The 21,494-nt window shown below is 54.2% G+C and carries 20 protein-coding genes; all 20 read right to left on the reverse strand.

The window, feature by feature from the left end:
- Nucleotides 1-32: 32 nt before the first annotated feature.
- On the reverse strand, nt 33-530 hold the full coding sequence (locus tag ACW9E7_RS11220; protein WP_232057348.1) for a hypothetical protein: 498 nt from the start codon (nt 528-530) through the stop codon (nt 33-35).
- Nucleotides 523-2,445, reverse strand: a complete 1,923-nt coding sequence (locus ACW9E7_RS11225) for a type VI secretion system Vgr family protein (RefSeq protein WP_163353909.1) — start codon at nt 2,443-2,445, stop codon at nt 523-525. The genes ACW9E7_RS11220 and ACW9E7_RS11225 overlap by 8 nt, the downstream gene beginning before the upstream one ends.
- Before the next feature lie 59 nt (nt 2,446-2,504).
- A complete protein-coding gene (locus tag ACW9E7_RS11230; protein ID WP_143345236.1) occupies nt 2,505-2,954 on the reverse strand; it encodes a hypothetical protein in 450 nt (149 codons plus the stop codon).
- A gap of 51 nt (nt 2,955-3,005) precedes the next feature.
- Entirely contained in the window at nt 3,006-3,542 is a 537-nt protein-coding gene (locus ACW9E7_RS11235) for a hypothetical protein (RefSeq protein WP_133294639.1), read from the reverse strand.
- Nucleotides 3,543-3,558: 16 nt separating this feature from the next.
- Nucleotides 3,559-4,656 carry an ADP-ribosylarginine hydrolase Tri1 gene (tri1, locus tag ACW9E7_RS11240; RefSeq protein ID WP_133294640.1) on the reverse strand — a complete coding sequence of 366 codons (1,098 nt, stop codon included), beginning with the start codon at nt 4,654-4,656 and terminating at the stop codon, nt 3,559-3,561.
- 37 nt (nt 4,657-4,693) lie between these two features.
- The gene (locus tag ACW9E7_RS11245) at nt 4,694-5,074 is read right to left on the reverse strand and encodes an immunity protein Tsi6 family protein (protein WP_133294641.1); all 381 of its coding nucleotides are present in this window, start codon (nt 5,072-5,074) and stop codon (nt 4,694-4,696) included.
- 80 nt (nt 5,075-5,154) lie between these two features.
- Nucleotides 5,155-6,225 carry an ADP-ribosylarginine hydrolase Tri1 gene (tri1, locus tag ACW9E7_RS11250; RefSeq protein ID WP_133294642.1) on the reverse strand — a complete coding sequence of 357 codons (1,071 nt, stop codon included), beginning with the start codon at nt 6,223-6,225 and terminating at the stop codon, nt 5,155-5,157.
- A 200-nt stretch (nt 6,226-6,425) separates the two neighbouring features.
- On the reverse strand, nt 6,426-6,773 hold the full coding sequence (locus ACW9E7_RS11255; RefSeq protein ID WP_045404268.1) for an immunity protein Tsi6 family protein: 348 nt from the start codon (nt 6,771-6,773) through the stop codon (nt 6,426-6,428).
- The gene (locus tag ACW9E7_RS11260; RefSeq protein WP_045404269.1) at nt 6,766-8,028 is read right to left on the reverse strand and encodes a polymorphic toxin type 46 domain-containing protein; all 1,263 of its coding nucleotides are present in this window, start codon (nt 8,026-8,028) and stop codon (nt 6,766-6,768) included. The genes ACW9E7_RS11255 and ACW9E7_RS11260 overlap by 8 nt, the downstream gene beginning before the upstream one ends.
- A gap of 2 nt (nt 8,029-8,030) precedes the next feature.
- A complete protein-coding gene (locus ACW9E7_RS11265) occupies nt 8,031-8,825 on the reverse strand; it encodes a DcrB-related protein (protein ID WP_458727785.1) in 795 nt (264 codons plus the stop codon).
- Nucleotides 8,826-8,836: 11 nt separating this feature from the next.
- Nucleotides 8,837-10,765 (reverse strand): type VI secretion system Vgr family protein, encoded by a 1,929-nt coding sequence (locus tag ACW9E7_RS11270; protein ID WP_143345238.1) that lies wholly within the window; start codon nt 10,763-10,765, stop codon nt 8,837-8,839.
- A gap of 71 nt (nt 10,766-10,836) precedes the next feature.
- A complete protein-coding gene (locus tag ACW9E7_RS11275; RefSeq protein WP_045404275.1) occupies nt 10,837-11,289 on the reverse strand; it encodes a hypothetical protein in 453 nt (150 codons plus the stop codon).
- Nucleotides 11,273-12,076, reverse strand: a complete 804-nt coding sequence (locus ACW9E7_RS11280) for a hypothetical protein (protein WP_458727786.1) — start codon at nt 12,074-12,076, stop codon at nt 11,273-11,275. Before ACW9E7_RS11280 ends, ACW9E7_RS11275 begins: the two co-directional genes overlap by 17 nt.
- A 20-nt stretch (nt 12,077-12,096) precedes the next feature.
- Nucleotides 12,097-13,515, reverse strand: a complete 1,419-nt coding sequence (locus ACW9E7_RS11285) for a serine/threonine protein kinase (protein WP_458727787.1) — start codon at nt 13,513-13,515, stop codon at nt 12,097-12,099.
- Nucleotides 13,516-13,539: 24 nt separating this feature from the next.
- Entirely contained in the window at nt 13,540-16,155 is a 2,616-nt protein-coding gene (gene tssH, locus ACW9E7_RS11290; RefSeq protein ID WP_458727788.1) for a type VI secretion system ATPase TssH, read from the reverse strand.
- Nucleotides 16,156-16,193: 38 nt separating this feature from the next.
- The gene (gene tssG, locus ACW9E7_RS11295; RefSeq protein WP_458727789.1) at nt 16,194-17,237 is read right to left on the reverse strand and encodes a type VI secretion system baseplate subunit TssG; all 1,044 of its coding nucleotides are present in this window, start codon (nt 17,235-17,237) and stop codon (nt 16,194-16,196) included.
- Nucleotides 17,234-19,105, reverse strand: coding sequence for a type VI secretion system baseplate subunit TssF (tssF, locus tag ACW9E7_RS11300; RefSeq protein WP_458727790.1), 1,872 nt, complete (start codon nt 19,103-19,105; stop codon nt 17,234-17,236). The genes tssG and tssF overlap by 4 nt, the downstream gene beginning before the upstream one ends.
- A gap of 2 nt (nt 19,106-19,107) precedes the next feature.
- Entirely contained in the window at nt 19,108-19,671 is a 564-nt protein-coding gene (gene tssE, locus ACW9E7_RS11305) for a type VI secretion system baseplate subunit TssE (RefSeq protein WP_111964760.1), read from the reverse strand.
- Nucleotides 19,664-20,476 (reverse strand): type VI secretion system accessory protein TagJ, encoded by an 813-nt coding sequence (locus tag ACW9E7_RS11310; RefSeq protein ID WP_458727791.1) that lies wholly within the window; start codon nt 20,474-20,476, stop codon nt 19,664-19,666. Before ACW9E7_RS11310 ends, tssE begins: the two co-directional genes overlap by 8 nt.
- Before the next feature lie 9 nt (nt 20,477-20,485).
- Nucleotides 20,486-21,484, reverse strand: a complete 999-nt coding sequence (locus ACW9E7_RS11315; protein ID WP_133294650.1) for a hypothetical protein — start codon at nt 21,482-21,484, stop codon at nt 20,486-20,488.
- Nucleotides 21,485-21,494: the final 10 nt, after the last annotated feature.

Below are 21,494 nucleotides of genomic sequence, written 5' to 3' on the forward strand. Positions count from 1 at the left end.
AAGAAACCGTCAGGACATGAGTGCAGTATTTCTTAGTCGGCGCTAATGACGACTGAACCCAGACAGTGAGGATTTTTCACGGTGAAGCTGAAGCTCACTTTTTGTCCATTCATATCTTTTCGGGCTGTATAGCTGGTCACTTCGTTCTCCGAACGGCCGCGCGGATAATCAGTTAACCTCAGCTGCGGATAGCGCTTTTTAACGGTATCAAGCGTTATGCATTGACCTGAGGAAGGTGAAAAATTCAGTAAAGGCGCCATGCCGTCGTTTTGTTTGCTTAAACGTAACCCAATTGCGGTTATGTTCGTTCCATCAGCGAGTTTGATATCGTCGGCATTGTAGAAATTGATATATTCATTTTGCCTGGTCATCTTAAACGATAACGGCGCGTTACTAAGGGTTGTAACGGATAACGTCTTAAGCGATGCACTCATCCCGGAAATAAACATCCAAAGATCCTTTTTCTGTGCATCACCTCCAGCCATTCCCGTCGTTAGTAACGCGATAAGCACCGCACCTGCTTTACTCATCTTTGGCCGTAAATTTCGCCTGCACCGCCGCATCAATATCCCCTTTATGCCCCGATCCCGGTGCCGTGGTGCCCGGTTTTGTACCAGAGGTATTCAGATGCAGCTTACCGCCAGTGGTGATATACCCATCCCCTTCCACGAAGAAGTTAAATTCTTTACCGATCAGGTTAATCTTGCCGTTAGCATTCAGCTCAATGGCACTCTCACCGGAGACCAGCCGCAGCTTCGTCCCGGAAGCAATGACGTACTGCTCCACCGCCGCATCCAGCTTGCCTTTCCCCGTCAGGATCTCGGTGCCACCTTTCACGGCCTGAGTCTGATTCGCTTCCACGCGATGCAGTTCATTTTTCTTCACGTAATGGCTGCGCTCGCCGCCGACGCTGTGCGTTTCATCATTTTTAATGCTGGTGTCCATGTTACGCTCGGCCTGGATCCACACCTGCTCTGCACCCGCTTTATCCTCAAAGCGCAGGGCGTTGGCGTTGTCCACGGAACCGTCTTTCGTGCGGCTCATAAAACCCATCTGCGTCGCCGCGGCAGGCAGCGCCCACGGCGGCATGCTCGCGTCGTTGTACACGCGACCGGTAATAATCGGCCGGTCCGGGTCGCCGTTGATAAAGTCCACCACCACCTCATCGCCGACGCGCGGGATCTGCACCCCGCCGTAGCCCTGGCCCGCCCACGCGCTCGACACGCGCACCCAGCAGGAGCTGGTGTCATCGCCCTTCGCCAGGCGGTCCCAGTGGAACTTCACCTTTACGCGGCCGTATTTGTCCGTCCAGATGCTCTCGCCGTTCGGCCCCACCACTTTTGCGGTCTGCGGGCCGTAGGTGCGCGGCCACGCCGTGGTCTGCGCCGGACGGTACACCACCGCCGACGGGATCACCGTGAAATCGGTGCGGTGAATGGTCTCCCCCTCGCCGCTGGCGTAACGGTTCTCTTCAAAGTGATAGCCCGCCGCCGTGACCAGATACTCACCGTTGTCGCTGAAGAACGGCGCGTTGGTTAACGTGAAGGTGTGCCCTGGCGCAATCCCCGCCGCCGTGGCGGTGGCCTGAATCTGCTGATGCTCCACCTGCCAGCGCTCCTGACGAATGCGGGCATAGAACTCCCCGTGCCCTTTGTCCACAAAGCGCCCCGGCCAGTCGTACACGTCGATGCTGCCCGGCTTCGGCGATGCCGGGTTCTGCTGGGCCTGGAACAGCCACGCGTTCGGCTTGCGGAAGTCATAGTCGTCGAGGCTGTAAATCCCCGGCGTCACGCTGTCCTCCAGCGCCCACTGGCTGATGCCCTCTTCATCCGTACTGCCGCCTGACGGCGTCTGGTGGTAAGGAATAACCTCATAGCCGCTGAACGGCTGATGCTGCGTGGCGGCATCGGTCAGCACCAGGGTGTGTTTGTCCGCCTCATGGCGGAAGTGATAGGCAATCCCCTCCAGCTCCATCAGGCGGCTGATGAAGTCCAGGCTCGACTCCTGATACTGCACGCAGTAGTCCCACACCCGGTAGCTGCCGGTGAGTTTATCCTCAACGTTGACCTGATGCTCACCCAGCAGGGTTTTCACAATCTGCGGCACCGTCTGGCCCTGGAAAATACGCAGGTTACGGTCGCGCTTCATCGGCCACAGGTCCGGCTCCACCGTCAGCTGGTACACCGCATAGCGGGTGCCCGTCAGCTCAACGGCGCTGACCGCCACGCGCGTCACCTTGCCGTTAATATAGCGGGACGTCAGCAGATTCTGCGTCGGGATAGCCACCGTGACCGGCTGGCCCAGCAGCTTGCTGCGGTCGATGCGCGCGTCCGTGCCGAGCACGGTCAGCGTCAGCGCGAACGACTCGGACATCGCCTCGCGGCCCGTCAGTTTCCAGAACAGAAGCCCCTCCACCGGGAGCTGAACGGTAATTCGGTTGAGCATAATCTTTATTCCACTATGGACTAATCTCGGTGTTCATTGAGATATTTTTTAAATCGTGCTTATTTAAGCCATAAACCTGAAAACATAAGGACGCTACCCAGGGAAACTACGCTTTTAGCAACGATAAGTAAGCAAGGCGCAACAACGCGTGTTATAGACGATATTGCTTCATAATTTTCAGCATTGTATTTTTTGTGCCCTCCTGTAATCCCGGAAAAGATCGTACAGAGCAGCACAACGGTAACTTTTAGTCCCCATACGCACAGGAAAGACATGGAAAAGATAATCGAATATTGTTTCGCCGTTGCGACGGAGAATAATGACATTGACAGCGCGAGCCATTTCAATGTAAAGCCAATAACAACCGTAACCGCTAGCACCAGAACGAACATCACACCAGCAAGGAACCATTGTTTTTTGTTGAACAAATCCTTTCCATTCCAGATAAGTGCTAGCGTCCAAATCATAAAAATAAAAAAGAAAAACAAATGCATCATAATATCCCGCATTTACTTATTTTCATATCCTGGCATTGCTGGCATCTAACTAACCTCTTTATATCAGCCTGTACTGCCAAACCAGATGCCATAGAGCATCAAGATACAGCCTAACGAGGCGAGACATTTTGCTACCAGGTGTAATTTGGCCCCATACCGGGCAGACAGAGACGATAGTTTTAAATACATTTCTTTGGTATTATACCGTTTATGAAATCGCATAATACTCTCGAAAATAGCATTCAACATCACAACAAAAAATTTCGACAGTAACATTGCCACCAGGGATGCCGGTAATATTAATGCTATCGCCCGCGCGCTTTCTCTGTCCAGTAACGGGGTTAATTTTGATACGCCAATTAAAATGAGTGTCAATGCAAGCGCACCAACCAACACTGAAATGAATTTAATTCGAAAGTCTCGCCACTCTTTTAGGGTGTAAAGATCTTTCCCGTTCCAGATATAGACTAAGGCGATGAGTATAAAAATTATAAAGCCAGTCCATTTCATTATTTCATCTTTTATCCATGCTTTTTGCCAGAGTAAAAAACAGCCACTACTTTTCTTCAGATTTATGACACGGATATCCTTCCGTGCCATAGATGATGAACAATTTCTAAGCGATGTATTCAGGAGCTCTATCGAACAATTCACCTGCCATTGTAGCAATCCGTTCGTATTGAACGAGTTTGTTTTTCCACTCCTTCGGAATACCGGAGCACCCATATAATGCCCCAGCTATTTGTCCCGCCGTGGCCGCAACGCTGTCAGCGTCATCGGCAAGATTGGCAGCCAGCAGAATCGCATCCCGGAAATTATCAGTATTCCATACGGACCACATCGCGGCCTCAAGCGTATCGATTACATAACCACTTGAACGAATCTGATCGCGAGTTTTTTGCTTATATTCACCCGCGTTGATAATCATTACACGTGGCTGTAGCGGCATGACGTGCGGAGAAAAAACAAAATCTTTATTGCTACCGTTAATCATATGCACGAGCAAATAACTTAAATACTGTGTGCTATTTATTGCTTCCGCGGCTCCATGCGTTGCTATACTTTGTTTTTTAGCCTCATAAAACGCTTTACTTAATGACTTTCTAAAAAAAATAGAGACAGGTGCTTGCCTGATGATGGAAGCATTACCTGCAGTTTCTGGTGCTGTATTACCGTTCCACCCGGGACCAACAGTTAAATATTGCTCTAAAGCAAACCGAGTTGTATTTCCTATATCAAAACAGACGCCATTTGAACTATTATAACCATGCTGATACCATTCCAGAAGTTTATTCCTGAAGCATATAGTATCAGCATCACCTTTCTCAAGAAGCGTTTCCGCAAGACATAATGCCATGGATGTATCATCCGTCCATTCACCTGCGCGGAGTCGAAATGGCCCACCACCTATCATATCTTTGACATGTGCTTTGTCACGAGGTAAAAATTCGAGCGTCGTACCTACAGCATCTCCAACAGCAAGACCTATAAGCGCACCGACAGCACGGTCTCGCGATTCCGCTAGTGAGATGTTACATGATGGCGTTAAGTCCCATTGTTTTTGTACATCACTATTCGAGGATGATTCTAAGGGTTTATTATCATAAATATACTGCAGCCTCCGCTGGACGGAAGGATTGCTAATCGGTAAGTATTCGCGATATTTATCCACATATTTTATCAGGGCATGCAAATTGGTATGTAAATCTATCATCCATCACCTAAAATATAGTTACATTCAATATCGTAACCTAAAACTCATCAGGATATTTCATCTTTAGGTTTTGTTGTTTTATTGTGTAATTGGCGTCAACCTCGTGCGGTAGTCTAACCTTTAACCCTCGACGTATTTGATCCACAATAAACCAGGCATCCGACAACCTTTCAAAAAACAACTCATCAGAATTATCAAACTCCTTCGCTGCAAACATACCGAAAGTCATTTTCCATAACTTTGCTTTATCCTTTTCCTTGCCTTCGATTAAGTCCCGTAAAAATATTAATTGTTGTACAATAGAGTCGTACATTTGTAAAATCGGGGCGTGAGAATTACGATTCGTGACGTCTGCATATCTCTTTTGTGCTAAAGTTAATGCTTTATCAACATAACCAAAGGTTGTCATTTCATTCATTGCAGTAGATTCAGTTAAATTGAAATACGACACCTTAGTGCGAGTTGTTTTATCACCTCGCTTCCCCCTATTAATTCTAACTATAAAAAATTATCCTCAGGTGCTCTATCGAATAACTCACCTGCCATTGTGGCGATACGTTCGTGTTGCACGAGTTTATCTTTCCACCCCTGCGGGATACCGGAATAACCATATAATGCTCCCGCTATTTGTCCCGCCGTCGCCGCAACGCTGTCAGCATCATCGGCAAGATTGGCAGCCAGCAGAATCGCATCCCGGAAGTTGTCAGTATTCCATACGGACCACATCGCGGCCTCAAGCGTATCGATAACATAACCACTTGAACGAATCTGATCGCGAGTTTTTTGCTTATACTCACCCGCGTTTATGATCATTACACGCGCGCACAGTGGGAAAATATGAGGCGAAAAAGCTTCTTCTTTTTGATAACCGTTAATTAAATAGTGCAATACCAATCCGAGAAATTGGCATGCGTTAATTGATTCTACCGCGCCATGCGTTGCTCTACTCTGAGCCTGGGATTCGAAGTAAATCGCACGCAGCGATTTTCGACGAAAGATAGATACCGGGGCTTGACGAATAACCCCAGCATTACCAGCAGTGTGTTTCTCTGTATTGCCATACCAGGAAGGTCCGACACGCATATACTGTTCAAGCGCGAATCGCGTCGTATTCCCGATATCGAAGCACCGACCATTACTGCTATTATCTCCGTTAAGATACCATTTCAAGAGATATTTTCTAAGCACATCGGTATGCATTCTTTTTTCTGAAAGATAAGTCTCTGCCAGACATAATGCCATGGACGTATCATCTGTCCATTCACCAGGTTTTAATTGAAAAGGCCCGCCACCAATCATATCCTCTACATGTTCACTGTCTCTTTTCTTAAACTCAAGAGTGGTGCCGACGGCGTCCCCGGCTGCCAAACCGACCAGCGATCCAAGTGCCTTATCACGTGAAACATCTTCAGTTATGGTTAAAGGTAATGTTGCATCCCATGAGTGAGATGAATTCGACGCATCAAGACTAGTGTTTCTTCTTCCATTACGGATATTAATTGGCATGTAGCTACGATAACGATCGGCATAACGATTGATTACCGAGTCTTCACTGTGAAGATCTTCCATTATGCATTCTTTATAAAAGGATTAAACCAGGGAAACTGCGCATGACAGATTATAATCTATCATTCTCTCTTTTTTTCCGTGAAACAGAAGACTTAATTACATTAAAAAATGGAGATAGCAATCAAGTGTATATGATAGTTACAGCAAAAAAGTGTTAACGATACCGGACAATCACATTTAAAAATAAAAAAAACTGCCTATCACTTACGATATCTTTTTTGCCTTTTCAGGTACTCTACGTCTTGCTCATGGGGAAGAATAACCTTCAATCCTTGCCCCATCTGCGAGGCTATATAATTAGCATTGGACAAATGCTGAGCAAGTTCGGCATCGGTAGTATCAAACTCTTTAGACGCAAGCACTCCAAGATTCAATGTGTGTAATTTACTTTTATCTTTTTCAGCACCAGTTAGAATAGATTTAATATAATCCAACTGATTTTTCGCCATAACATATAAAGAAAATGTAGGATTTTGTTCTAATCGATTATTAATTGCATCAATAGCATCATTTATATAATCTAGCGCGGTGTAATTTTCTTTATTCATGAGCCACCTTAAATATATCCTTTTCGCTTGAAAGCATCTGTATTGCCCCACCTTTTGTCTGATAGGGTACATCTTTCACTGACCAAGTATCAAGTGCGGGCAAAGAAGTACTACGTAACATTTCAACTTTTTGTTGTGAAACATACGGTTTTGCTACTTTATCAACAACTTGATCAGTGCCATAAATAGTACCTTTTGGATTGATACCCAACTCTGTTGGCTCAACATCTTCTCGAAGAGCATACCAGTTTCCCTGTCGTCCTCCTGGCACTTGGTTTTGATAGAGTGTTTTATTTCTGTTTATTGTTTCAACACTCACTCTATTTGTATAGTCAATGCCATTATCAAAGTCACGAATCTGTTGCGGAGTGAAGCCCTTAGATTCGAGCCAGTTTCTTGCCAGCTCTTTATTTCCTCTGGCTGTAATATCTCTATTGAGATCGCCCGTGCGTCCAAATTTTTCATTAAGTTCAGCTCTTCGGGCCGAAATATTTGGCTTAACCGGTTCGAGAACAGGCTTACCAGCCCGCCACGCATCAAACCTTGCCCCTCCCTTCATGCCAGCCCCGCCGCCGATAACAGAGCCAATCAGCATCCCCCATTTCTGACCGTCGCTGCCTTCGCCAAACAGCATTCCACCCGCGTAGCTACCCACAGTGCCACCGCCCATCGCACCGAGGGTACTCAGAAGTGCGATTGCCGGACTGGCCAGCACCGCCATAGCTCCGGCACCAACGGCGAGCATCGTCCAGTTAACCCATTCCGGGATTTCAGGACTTATTTCATCGGTCTGAACCTTGCTTCCACCGATAATAACATTACGCGATCCCTGACTAATCTCGGCGCTGCAAGTCAACTTATCGCCTGTGCGAGAGGCGGGAAAGTTATTGATGTAAACTTTTATCGAACCTTCCGCAACCCGTTGCAGGCTACCGCTGTGCTCATCACACTCTCCGGCTGACAGATGAGCGCGGATAGCCTTTCGGCTGTTGATAAAGACATTGGGTGAACCTTCTTTTAGCGTACCGGTGGTATGGCGTGGAGCCCATGACATACTGCCGAGGAGCTCACCCAACCCACCCGCAGCACATGCCCCAGCCGCAACGGCAGAAACAGCAACCAACGCGGTCCCTCCTGTGACGACAACGGCAGCTGCGCCCAGAATTGCCCCACCAACCAATCCTGCGATCATCCAGCCTTTTGAGGCTGTATGAGCAATCTCATCATCTACGCGAGCGGCCAGACATTCGGACATAACTATTCGGCTCGCTGTGCCATCAGATACCCACGTATCCGATCGGGTGTATTAAGTTGGTCAGAACCAGAGACCTGGCGGCATACGGAAAGCTGTGAAAGTAGGTGATGTGATTTGTCTGCGAAAGTCGTCCAGAGCGCGTAACGAAGGGGTTGGCTGTCCGGAACGGGTGCAATACTGAGTGGTTTACCCTGTTTTTCAAAAAGCAAATATTGCCCCTCTTTCGCCCGCTGAAGCGAAAGATGTCCATACAGTTCCTGAATGTTTTCAAAGACACTCAATTCCTTACTCTCACTATCAAGCGCAAAAAATGGCCCCTGGCTGTCGGCAGCGAGCATTTCTCTAGTTTCAGTCTGAGCCGGTTTGTGGAACTTAATACTGCGGATAATTTCCTGATATTGATTATGATAATAATCGCTAAACTCGCCCGGGCAAGTACCGATATAACACACCATCTTTTGGCCGCCAGGATGGTCACCGAGCAAAATAACGGTCTGCCTCTGGAAAATGATCGCATTATCATTTTTGAATTGATAAAAAAGCTCAACCGCCGGGAGACCATCAACAGAGGTCATCTGCGAGGATTCGAGACGAAAGTCGGGCACCGTAATTTCCAGTTCACGTACCAAACGGGTTGCCGCATCATGGACTTTATCTTCGTTTTTAGCACTCGCACGAGAAACAATAAAAGTAAACTCGCTGGCTCCGTTATCACTCAGGGTAAATAAATTCATGGTTCTGTCTTTAAAAACATCGGGTAAGGCAAGGGATGCTTCCTGAAGAATATATTCAGCCATTCGGGTTACTCTTATTTATTGCCATTAATAACAAAAAAACTATCCACTTCCTGCTGGATTTCACCCTGAAGGGATGCGCCAGGCGGATCGATGACATTTTGTCCATCATCAGGGTTCAAATGTAATTCGCCGGAAAGCGTATTAATTTGCGCATTCTCTTTTGCAGTAAAGTTAAAATTATTCCCAATGATATTAACGCTGCCGTCTTTTGATAGCTCGATAGCACTTTCACCACATTCAAGTCTCAGTGTATTACCTGCGGAAAGGATAAAATTGTTAACCACTTTATCGTTTCGACTGTTACCCGTCAGGCATATCACATCGCCTTTAATCCCTGATTTCTGATTTTTCGCTACCCGTAAGGTTTCATCTTCGCCAACAAACTGAGTGCGATTTTTTTCAGTAGAATGCGACTCGTCGTTTTTGACGTTAATATCCAGATTCCGCTCGGCCTGGATCCACACCTGCTCTGCGCCCGCCTTGTCCTCAAAGCGCAGGGCGTTGGCGTTGTCCACGGAACCGTCTTTCGTGCGGCTCATAAAGCCCATCTGCGTCGCAGCGGCAGGCAGCGCCCACGGCGGCATGCTCGCGTCGTTGTACACGCGACCGGTAATAATCGGCCGGTCCGGGTCGCCGTTGATAAAGTCCACCACCACCTCATCGCCGACGCGCGGGATCTGCACCCCGCCGTAGCCCTGGCCCGCCCACGCGCTCGACACGCGCACCCAGCAGGAGCTGGTGTCATCGCCCTTCGCCAGGCGGTCCCAGTGGAACTTCACCTTTACGCGGCCGTATTTGTCCGTCCAGATGCTCTCGCCGTTCGGCCCCACCACTTTTGCGGTCTGCGGGCCGTAGGTGCGCGGCCACGCCGTGGTCTGCGCCGGACGGTACACCACCGCCGACGGGATCACCGTGAAATCGGTGCGGTGAATAGTTTCACCCTCGCCGCTGGCGTAGCGGTTCTCTTCGAGGTGGTAACCCGCCGCCGTGACCAGATACTCACCGTTGTCGCTGAAGAACGGCGCGTTGGTTAACGTGAAGGTGTGCCCTGGCGCAATCCCCGCCGCCGTGGCGGTGGCCTGAATCTGCTGATGCTCCACCTGCCAGCGCTCCTGACGAATGCGGGCATAGAACTCCCCGTGCCCTTTGTCCACAAAGCGCCCCGGCCAGTCGTACACGTCGATGCTGCCCGGCTTCGGCGATGCCGGGTTCTGCTGGGCCTGGAACAGCCACGCGTTCGGCTTGCGGAAGTCATAGTCGTCGAGGCTGTAAATCCCCGGCGTCACGCTGTCCTCCAGCGCCCACTGGCTGATGCCCTCTTCATCCGTACTGCCGCCTGACGGCGTCTGGTGGTAAGGAATAACCTCATAGCCGCTGAACGGCTGATGCTGCGTGGCGGCATCGGTCAGCACCAGGGTGTGTTTGTCCGCCTCATGGCGGAAGTGATAGGCAATCCCCTCCAGCTCCATCAGGCGGCTGATGAAGTCCAGGCTCGACTCCTGATACTGCACGCAGTAGTCCCACACCCGGTAGCTGCCGGTGAGTTTATCCTCAACGTTGACCTGATGCTCACCCAGCAGGGTTTTCACAATCTGCGGCACCGTCTGGCCCTGGAAAATACGCAGGTTACGGTCGCGCTTCATCGGCCACAGGTCCGGCTCCACCGTCAGCTGGTACACCGCATAGCGGGTGCCCGTCAGCTCAACGGCGCTGACCGCCACGCGGGTAATTTTGCCGTTAACATAGCGGGACGTCAGCAGGTTCTGCGTCGGGATGGTCACCGTGACCGGCTGGCCCAGCAGCTTGCTGCGGTCGATGCGCGCGTCCGTGCCGAGCACGGTCAGCGTCAGCGCGAACGACTCGGACATCGCCTCGCGGCCCGTCAGTTTCCAGAACAGAAGCCCCTCCACCGGGAGCTGAACGGTAATTCGGTTGAGCATAATCTTTATTCCATCTAGCTTATGCGATTCAGAAAAGAGGTTCGCATCTATGCATGAGCGTCATTTATATATCAAAGTGAATGAGTTTTTTCTCTTTTGCCCATTACGTAAATGAGAGAATATATCTTCAGAAACTCCGATATAACAAACAACCCTAAATTCACCCACACATTTGAAATACCAAACACACTTATCAGAAGTGGGAAAAGAGAAACCGAACATCTGAATGAAATGAGACGAAAGACTTCCTGAATAAGGGCAAACTTAATCGCAACATTTTTTCTCTTAAAAAACATCCAGGCCGAAGCAAAAAGAGAAAGCAACAAAAGCAAATCAAATATAAAAAAGAGGGTTACGATAAAGCTGTAACCGCCTCCTGAAATGACATCTGAGTTCCCTGTGAACGCGATGATATCTGAAATGAAGGGGATCCTGTCCTGGCGAAGTGAATTTATAGCGTAAAGCAAGATAGCCAGTACATCCATACATCCCCAGAAATACCATAATTTACTTTTTAAATTCATAATCCTCTTCTCTGACTCCAGGTATCCATTGCCATGATTTACCACTTACTGCCCAGGCATCATCGCTCTCAAGGTATTTCTGATAAATGGATCGTTGTTCTCCGAATCGTCTAATTACAGATTTTTCAGATATCAACGCGCGTGATACTCCGTCCAGGTCTGCGGGTAGTGCTGTCCAGCGCTGGATTTTATCGCGCGACGTATTCATGTAATCTTTACCGTCCGATCCAAACACCCGTCCCTCGTCCCCCATGCTCGTCAGGCGATTAATCGCCATGATCACAACATTTTTTGTGCCATGATAATCATCTTCCACAGTTTTCCAGTAACCCGGTCCGTAGTAAGCGGTCGATGGAGTAAATGAATCACGCGTTGGGGCTGGTTTTCCAAATAGAGCGACATTGTTTCGGTAACGTTCGAGGATGTAACTCACGAAAGCTGAGCTGTACATCTTCTCATCTACACAAAACAACTCTCCTGACTCAGAGATGAAAAAGGGATATATGGCTTTTGTCCGTTGACGGTGGTCTGTTAAAACTACTTCTCCTGAGTCAATTAACCGTTCAATTTTACTAAGATTTTGTGCGTAGAGAGGATCAAACACGGCATTAGGATTAAATTCGAAGCGACGTCGCAACGTTAAACCATCAATGCTGTGAAATGGATTTAAAGCACCGCGCACCACAACAAATTCACGTCCTACGTCGCTCCGCGCATAAACAGGAGAGACAATCTTTTCGAATTCCTTTGGATGAAGCCTCTGGCTTCGAAGATCGTACACTTCCATAGTTTCTCCTGTTTATATTTCTACGGATTCACCAGCCAGGTGCCCGGCCTGGTGATATCCAGCGTCTGGCCACGCGTTCTTCCGTTGCCCTGCAGTTCAATCTTCACCTCACCGGCCGGCAGCTTGAGCGACGCATAACCGTTGGTCGCTGGACGGAGCGCTTTTTGCTCGCCGTTCACTTTCAGCGTTTCGCCATCAAGGATGCGGATATAGACCAACGCAATCGGGCTCTCGACAGGCGGTGGCGTCTGCTGTGCCGTCGCCTGCTCGCTCACCTTCGCCGTTTCCGGCTTCACGTCTGGCGCGTTTGCGACGGTTTCGGTTGGACGCGTCTCGCCCGGTGTCTGTGCAGCCTGCTCAGGGGCATCGTTACCGCCGCTGAACAGCATCGCCCCGGCGATAACCCCTACCAGCACGCCTGCGGCAACCATGCCCGGGATCTTGTAGAGGCGCCAGTCGAGCAGCGAAGCCGGTTTCTCGTCTTCAACCGGAACCAGCATCGTGCCGGGCTTTTTCGCCGTCAGCACGTCGTTGATCCCGGCGACCGGCATCTCTATCAGCGCGGCGAACTCGTCGATTGACTGCGGACGATCCTCCATGTGCAGCGCCAGCGCACGGTCAATGGCCTGCAGCAGCGGAATGGAATAGCCCTGCGGCATGATTTCCACCAGCGGTTTGCAGGTATCCTGAATAGAGCGCACCACGCTGACCGGCGGCGGAGAACCCACAATCAGGGTTCGCAGCACGGCGCCGAGGGCGTAAATATCCGTCCACGGGCCCTGCTCGCTTTCGTTGTCGTCGGTGTACTGTTCAATCGGCGCAAAGCCCGGGCGCAGCATGGTTTCCGTTTCGTCGGAGAGATTACCGATGGTGCGGCGCGCGGAGCCGAAATCAAGCAGCACCGGCAGGCCGTTATCCTGGATCTGAATGTTATCCAGAGAGATGTCGCGGTGCAGGTAGCCTTCGTTGTGGATAGTCTTGATCGCGCCAAACAGCATCGGCAGCGTGCGGCGGATCCAGGCTTCGTTAATCAGCTCCGGCTTTTGTTCGCGCAGGCGCGAAAGCGTGGTGCCGCTGTAAAACAGCGTCCCCATGTAGGCCGTGTCGTTTTGCACCCAGAAGCGCAGGACGTGCAGCAGGTTCGGGTGGTTAAAGCGCGCCAGCAGACGGGCTTCCTGAATGAAGCTGTTCAGGCCTGCGGAAAACGCTTTGCCAAAACGCTCGCTGCGCAGCACCAGGGTCATGTCGTCGCCGCGCACGGCGAGCGAGGAAGGCATAAATTCTTTGATAGCGATAGTGCGTTCGAGCTGGTGATCCCACGCGCGATAGACGATGCCAAAACCCCCGCCGCCGATCACCTCTTTGATTTCAAACTCGTTGAAGCGGTACCCGACCGGGAGCGCGTTTGGGACAGTCCGATTGTTATCATTATCCGTCATCTTTTACAGTTCTCTTGATGATTATTACGCGGCAAACTGACAGTGAAACTCGCCCTGCTCGCAGGTGACGTGCAGACGTCGGTACTGCTCGTCGCTGCGGCTGGCGGTAAGTAAGATCTGGCTCATCTGAGGCAGCAGAGTGTTGGTCAGAATAGCGTCCACCATGCGTCCCCCGGACTCCACCTCGGTACAGCGCTGAACGATCTGTTCCACCACGCTGTCGTCAAACTCAGAAATTATGCTGTGATTCTCTTCCAGACGACGCTGAATGCGCTTGAGCTGCAGGCGAACAATCTGCCCCAGCATCTCGTCGCTGAGCGGGTAGTAAGGCACTACCAGCAGGCGGCCCAGCAGCGCCGGAGGGAAGACCTCCAGCAGCGGCTGGCGCAGCGCGCCGCTTAACGCCTCAGGCTCCGGCATCAGGTCCGGATCGGCGCACATGGCGCTAATCAGCTCGGTGCCGACGTTGGAGGTCAGAATAATGATGGTGTTACGGAAATCAATGTGGCGTCCCTCGCCGTCCTCCATCCAGCCTTTATCAAACACCTGGAAAAAGATCTCGTGGACGTCCGGGTGCGCTTTTTCAATTTCGTCCAGCAGCACCACGCTGTAAGGACGGCGGCGCACGGCCTCGGTCAACACGCCGCCTTCACCATACCCTACGTACCCCGGAGGCGCACCTTTTAAGGTGGAAACGGTGTGCGCTTCCTGGAACTCACTCATGTTGATGGTGATGACGTTCTGCTCGCCGCCGTAAAGGGATTCGGCGAGCGCAAGCGCGGTTTCAGTTTTACCGACCCCGGACGGTCCGCAGAGCATAAAAACGCCCACCGGCTTGTTGGGATCGTCCAGCTTCGCCCGCGAGGTTTTCACGCGGCGGGCAATGAGATCCAGACCGTGACGCTGGCCGATAACGCGCTGGTTGAGCGTGTCTGCCAGGTTAAGCACCGCGTCGATCTCGTTTTTCACCATCCGGCCCAGCGGGATCCCGGTCCAGTCGGAGACCACCGCGGCGACCACGTTTTCATCTACAGCCGCAAACAGCAGCGGTTCATCGCCCTGAAGGGCGTTCAGCGCCTGCTGCTGCTCCGCCAGCTGGCTGCGCAGATCGGCGCTATCTTCATCACCCGCCGCGAACAGCGCCGCGCGCAGGCGAATAATTTCCTGCACCAGGCTGCGTTCTTCTTCCCAGCGCAGGGCCAGGGCTTCGCGTTTTGTTTCATACGCGTCGCGTTCTGCGCGTAACGTCGTCACGCGCTCGGCGTCACCGGCCCCCACGCGCGCTTCGCGTTCAGCAATCTCAATTTCCACGTCCAGCGCGGCAAGGTGGCGCAGGCAGTCTTCGAGCTGCGCAGGGGGCGCGCTCTGGCTGACCGCGACGCGGGCGCAGGCGGTGTCGAGCAGCGCAACGGCTTTGTCCGGCAGCTGACGCGCCGGGATGTAACGATGCGACAGCTTCACCGCCGCGCTGACCGCCTCGTCGAGCAGCAGGACCTGATGGTGCGTCTCCAGCGGCGACACGGTGCTGCGCAGCATCAGAATAGCTTTCGCTTCATCCGGCTCGTGCACCTGCACCGTCTGGAAACGACGGGTCAGCGCCGGATCTTTCTCAATGTACTTTTTATATTCTGCCCAGGTAGTTGCGCCGATGGTGCGCAGCTGGCCGCGAGCCAGGGCTGGCTTCAGCAGGTTCGCCGCATCGCCGGTCCCCTGCTGGCCGCCTGCGCCAATCAGGGTGTGTATCTCATCGATAAACAGAATAATCGGCGTGGCGCTGGACTGGACTTCGTTAATGAGCGCCTGCAGACGGGCTTCAAACTCGCCTTTCATGCCTGCGCCCGCCTGCAGCATGCCGATATCCAGCAGCCACAGCTGAATATTTTGCAGCGGCTCCGGGACGTCGCCGTCGGCGATGCGCAGCGCCAGCCCTTCAACAACGGCGGTTTTGCCGACCCCTGCTTCCCCGGTCAGCAGCGGGTTGTTCTGACGGCGACGCATCAGGATATCCACCATCTGGCGGATCTCCTCGTCGCGCCCGACAACCGGGTCAATCTTCCCGTCCCGGGCGCGGGCGGTCAGGTCCTGGCCATACTGGGCCAGCGTCCCCTGTGCAGCCGGTACCGCACCCGCCGGTGCGTCGACGGCGGCAGCGGCCTGCTGCGTCTCTTTGCTGTTGGCGCAGATGGTATCGAACTGCTCAATCAGCACCTCGACGTTAAGGCGGGTAAATTGCGCCGAAATGCTTTTCAGCACGTTGGCCAGGTTCCAGGTTTTCAGCATGCCGATCAGCAAATGGCCGCCGCGAATACGGCTGACGCCAAACTTCAGCGAGCCGAAGACCCAGGCGCGCTCCACGGCGCTGTCGATATGCTCGGAGAGATCGGAAACTGAACTGGCGCCACGCGGAAGGACATCCAGCGCGGCCACGATATCGCGCGTCAGCTGCTGTTCGTCGAGGGCAAAGTGGCGGATGACCTGCTGCAGATCGCCATCCTGCTGCTGCATCAGCTGATGCAGCCAGTGCACCAGCTCAACGTACGGGTTACCGCGCAGCTTGCAGAACGCAGTGGCGCTTTCCAGAGAGGTAAATAACAGCGTATCCAGTTTGCCGAAAAGCACGGCACGGCTAATTTCTGACATGTTAGTTTCCATTAACAATGATTCGGTATACGGAAGGATTACCGCTCTGCGCGATACACCAGATCGCCGCGCGGGACAGGCTGCGGCTGAAGGCCCAGCCAGGTGTTATAGCCTAATCGCCCATTGCTGCCGAGCGTGGTGCCCTGCACCGCGTCTTCACGCAGGATCACCCGCGTTTCCCATTCAAATTCTACCCCAGCGTACTGACGCACCCAGTCGCGCAGCTCGGTGACCCACGCTTCACCCGGCAAAAAGCGGTTGTACTCCTCCGCGCTCAGCGGGCCAATCTCGATGCGAAACTTATGCTGCACGTCGCGGACGGCGACGCCGAGAAAGGCCGATTCACCCATGCGCGGCATGCGGCGTCCTGCTCCCAGCTGCGCCTGCTCGCGCGTGGAGAGGGGCATCCACTGCGGCACATTGCTCACCAGCTTAACCGGCGCCTTAAAATAGCTGCGCAGGATCTTCTCCAGCCCCTCGGGATCCCGCCCGTGGCGGGTCAGGTGCCCGGCGTGGGTAAAGCGCGCGTGCGAGCTCAGGCTGCCTTTGTTCATCTGCCCCGGCTGGCCCATGCCAATCAGCGACGCCAGATAGCCCTCAAAGCGCTTGTTATCAGCACGATCCAGGGAGACGGTAGGCTGCGCATCCGCCCAGGCGCGGTAAAACAGCAGCGCAAGACGGTGATGGAACAGATCGGCAAACGCGCTGAGGCTGGTGTCCTGATGATGATAAATACGCTCGCGGGCGTACTCGGTCATATGGACCGGGAGCGGGCCGTTCGGGCCAAACAGGCCGAAGCTGAGGATAGACACCTCGTGCAGCCCGCTCTCTTCCCGCTGACGTACGTGGGCCAGCGTCGACGGCGCAAAGCTCATCGACGGCTGCTGGCCGATGCGCAGCGGTTCAAATTTCGGCAGCGGCGCGCGTCCCAGCGGGTAGCGCTCGCCGCCCTGGGCATCAATGCGCCTTAACAGCTGAAACAGATCGTAGCGCCAGGGCGTCTCACGGACGCCGTGCCAGAACGCGTCCGGCAGCCTGGTCAGGCGATGCACGCGCAGCGGTGCAGTGGCAGCGTCACTCATATCAGCGCCCTTTTACCCATGCGCGGCGCCCAGTAGCCAATCTCGCCGCGCTGCTGACTTTTCAGGGTGAACTCCGTAAAGCTGTTGATAGACACCAGGCGGGCAAAGAGGCGCTCCATCACGCTACCGAAGAGCCACGGGCTGGCCCCGGAAAAGGCTCGCTCATCCACCGTCAGGGTAATGCCGATCCCGCGGGCGAACACGACCGGGCCGGGTTCAGGCACGCGGCGGTGAACCGGCTCCAGCACGCAGTGGCGCACCCCCTCCACCTGACGCGCAACGGGCGTTTCGGCCAGGTTGGCATAAAGCCCTAACAGCTGGCGCAGCGCGGCCGCCCCCTCTTCGTTTTCGCTGTCCATCAGGCTGAGGTAGTTCATCTGCAGCTGGCTGATAAGCCGCCAGGTGCTGAACCCTTCCGCCAGCGCCGGACGCGGCGGCGTCGGCCCTTTACGCAGGGTGAGGGATTTCACCGGCATGGAGTCCGCCACAATGAACTGCCCGAGTTCCTGCTGCAGCATCAGCGGCAGGTCGCGGCTGGTGCAGAGCACCTCGGCAGAGATATAGCGCAGGTTCTCCTGCCAGGGGGCATGCTGTTCATCCACCAGTGAAACAAACACCTCCGAGCCGATATAGCCGGTACGGGTGCCGTAGCGCAGGGCGTGCTCGGACAGCACGCGCTGCTCGCGTCGCAGCGAAAAATAGGCCCCGTAGTTGCCCGCATCGCCGCTCCAGGTGCTCCAGAATGGACGAAACGTCTGGTCATCGCGCTGGCCGTCCGCGCTGCCATAAATTTTTTTGACCGCGTAAATTTCATAATCCAGTGGACGAATGTTATCGACCACCAGATGGTATTCATGCTGGCCGTCATTCAGCTTCTGACGCGCCGCGACCTTTGGAAACAGGTTGATGACCGGCGTACAGTGCAGCGCCAGATGGCTGGCATCGACCACGCGCTCCAGCTGTTCATCTGACTTATCCAGCAGAATGAAGATGTCGAAGGCTTTTTCGCCTTCACAGCGCTGGATCAGCGTGCTCAGACCGCTCAGGCTGATGAAGCGGAAGCGGGCCGGAAACGCAAAGTACTCCTGAAGCAGGCGATAGCCGTCAAAGTTGCGCAGATCGTCCGGCAGCAGCGCCTGGTCAGGCTCAAAGCCCTCCTGGCGCAGCGCATCTGATGCCAGCAGCTGCCGCTGCGGCTGCGGACTGACCGTCTGACAGACGATCCCGGCGTGGTGCTCCATCACCAGCTCCAGCAGCTTCAGCGCTTCAATATCCGGACCGCCGAGGAAAAATTCCAGGCGGTCGAAATCCAGGTGCCCGAGGTTTTGCGGGCCGTCGCAGGCAATGCGGATCCGCAGGGCGCTGCCGATCCCCCGCTGGCTCAGTCCCAGCTGCGCCAGCGGCAGATCGGCGGGGACGCCGCCCAGTTCGACCTTGTCGATTTTCAGCGGCAGCAGATTGACCTCTTGCGCCGTGGTATAGCTGCAGGTCACGCCGGTTTTTTTCAGCGCCAGGCTGTCCATCATGGTGCCACGCGGGACAATAAAGCCTTTGCTCAGGTCGCCCCGGCTGCTGTCGGGCTCAATCTCCGCAATCGCCATCGACGGCGTGGGCGCGAGATAGTTAGGCGCGATCATCTCCAGCAGACGCTGGGAGAAGCGCGGAAACTCCGCGTCCATTTTCATCTGCACGCGGGAAGTCAGGAAGGCGAAGCCCTCCATCAGACGTTCGGTATACGGGTCCGCCACCTCGATGCCGCGCATGCCCAGCCGTCCGGCGACCTTCGGATAGCGTTCGGCAAACTCGGCCCCCATTTCGCGCAGATAGGCCAGCTCACGGTTGTAATATTCGAGCAGTTTACTTTCCATGATTACCCCGCATCCTTCAGTTCAAAATGGCCGTTTTCCAGATCGACATCGGTACGAAACAGAAACTCCAGCGGGTACGGCACGCACCATAAACGCCCTTTGATCTCGATGGAGAGCACGTTGTGCAGATCCAGCGAGGAGGTATCCGACACGCAGCGAACCTGCAGCCCCTGCGGCAAAATGCGCGGCTCAAAATTAATGATGGCCTCGGTGAGCTTGCGCTGAATATCGTGCCATTCGATGTCCGACATTCTTTTCCCGGCCAGCGGCGCGACGCCGAAGTTGACCACCGAGCGGTTCACGTGCGGCAAGGCGCTCAAATCGCCGGAGGCATCGTGGTTGATGGTGTTAAACAGCCACTGCAGATCGCGCAGGACGTTGCGGCGCAGGGCGGCGTGGGTGATCAGATTGCTGTTGGCCGACTCGCGCTTTTTTTCCGGGTCGTCATCGGTAAGGCGATCGAGCAGCGAGGGCTGCATTTTGTCGCGCGCCCCCACCTTCTCCTGCTTGCTGCGGGCTTGCCAGCCGCTGCGCAGCAGATCGCCTTCGCCAGCGGGATTACTCATCGGCTCCATCCGTCACAAACGTCACGAGGCTCAAGGACAGCAGCGGGCTTTCGCTTTGCTCGCTCAGCCAGGCTTTCTGGCCCCTGCCTTCGTAAAGGGTACCGTCTTCGTCGAGCGCCTGCCATTCGGTGGTGCGGCCTAATTTGACCGCATCAGCGGCATCGGCAGCAAAAGGATAACGCGCCGGGATCTGACACACCTGCTCCGTACCGTCGGTCAGGCGCACCAGCGCGTGACGCCAGACCAGATCGGTGACGCTGGCAGGCGCCTGGAAACGGATCTCCGCGATAGCGTTAAACGGCAGCCAGAAATAGCGGCCGTTCACTATGGTTTCGCAGACCGGGCCGAGACGGGCATCGCCGTCCATCAGCCAGTCAAAAGCCTGCGTCTCCTCGTTTTCGAGGGTGATGTGACCCGCAGTGGCCTGCGCCTGTTCGAGGGCTTCGAGACGCAGTTCCCGGGCGCGCTCGCCCTTCTCGCTCAGCGCCTCGGCCAGAGTAGTCAGCCACGGCCACTGGGTTTCAGGCATGGCCGGGCGCGCCTGTCCCGCCATCACCTGCGCGCGCTGCAGCTCGCCCTGAATGGACTGCTCCAGCAGCGTGACGGTAGGTTTCGCCTGAGGCTTCAGCGCCAGCCAGCTTTTCAGCTGGGTAAGAGCCCGCGTCCAGTTGCCGCTGAGGGTTAAAAACTGCACAAACGCAGCGCGAAGGTCGGCATCCGCCGGACGAGCTTTGATTTCAGCTTCCAGACGCGCCAGCGCATCGTTGAGCGACTCGCCCGCCAGGTGTTGATAAAGCGTATTCATAGCCATTCCTTAATTCGCCGCGCGCCATGCGCCGACGGCCGGATCGCGCAGTTGAGGACGCAGGGTGTCAATCAGAACGATATTCAGGGGAGTACCCGGTGCGACCCAGGCGCTCCACGTTTTTTTCACCGCCGCGATACGAGCCTGCAGTTTTGCGTCATCGCTGGCGATTTCACGGGAAATCTCCACCGCTACGGTGCCGTTGCTCTTCCAGCTGTTCAGGCTGTTATCGTAAGGCAGGATCATCCAGCTCTGGTCGCTGTTTGGGGTGCTGAATACCATGCGCTCTTTGTTGACGGAGGTGATCAGCGCGTTTTCCGGGTCGGCGCTTTGATTTAGTCCGGTCACCGGGAAACCGTGGATGTACGTCACCGCCATCTCTTTCTGTCCGCCGTTGCGGGACTGCGAAACTACGGTGTGTCCGCTCAGCCAGCTGCCGTTGCCGCAGCGGGTGGTGTCAGAATCCGGAATAAAGAGCGCCGGAGCAGAGGCGCCCCCTTCCCAGAAGGTGCGCAGGTGGCAGCCGTCCTGAAGCGTAAACTCCTGCCACGGCGTACGGTCGGCGGCAACGGTGCGGGAAGCCACATTTTGATCTGGCGGCATTAACGTGCCGCTGGCTGTGGCAGCGGTGACGGTTGCGGCAGGCGTGGCCTGCTCCTGTTTCACCACCAGCGCCCAGTCCTGCGCTTTGCCTGCGGTGCCCTGCGCCAGCGTGGTACCTGCCGGATCGTTGAGCGTCCAGCTGAGTTTATTCACTTTGCTGCACTGGTGTTCCAGCAGTGAGCCAAGACGCGGTACAAAGTTCTCCAGCACGGAGACGTCTTTCTTGCCGTTCGCCACAATGCGCAGCGCCACCTCAGGCTTACACCAGCTCTGCGGCGTGTTGTCTTTGATGTTGTCGATCCAGATATCCAGCTTCTGCGCAGGAGACTGCACGATGCGGAAATTTTCAGCCTGCGCGGTGGAGGTGACCGCCAGAAGTGCCAAACCCGATAGCCAAAGTTTCATATCGTTCCTT

Source organism: Enterobacter sp. H2G27, from assembly GCF_054403075.1.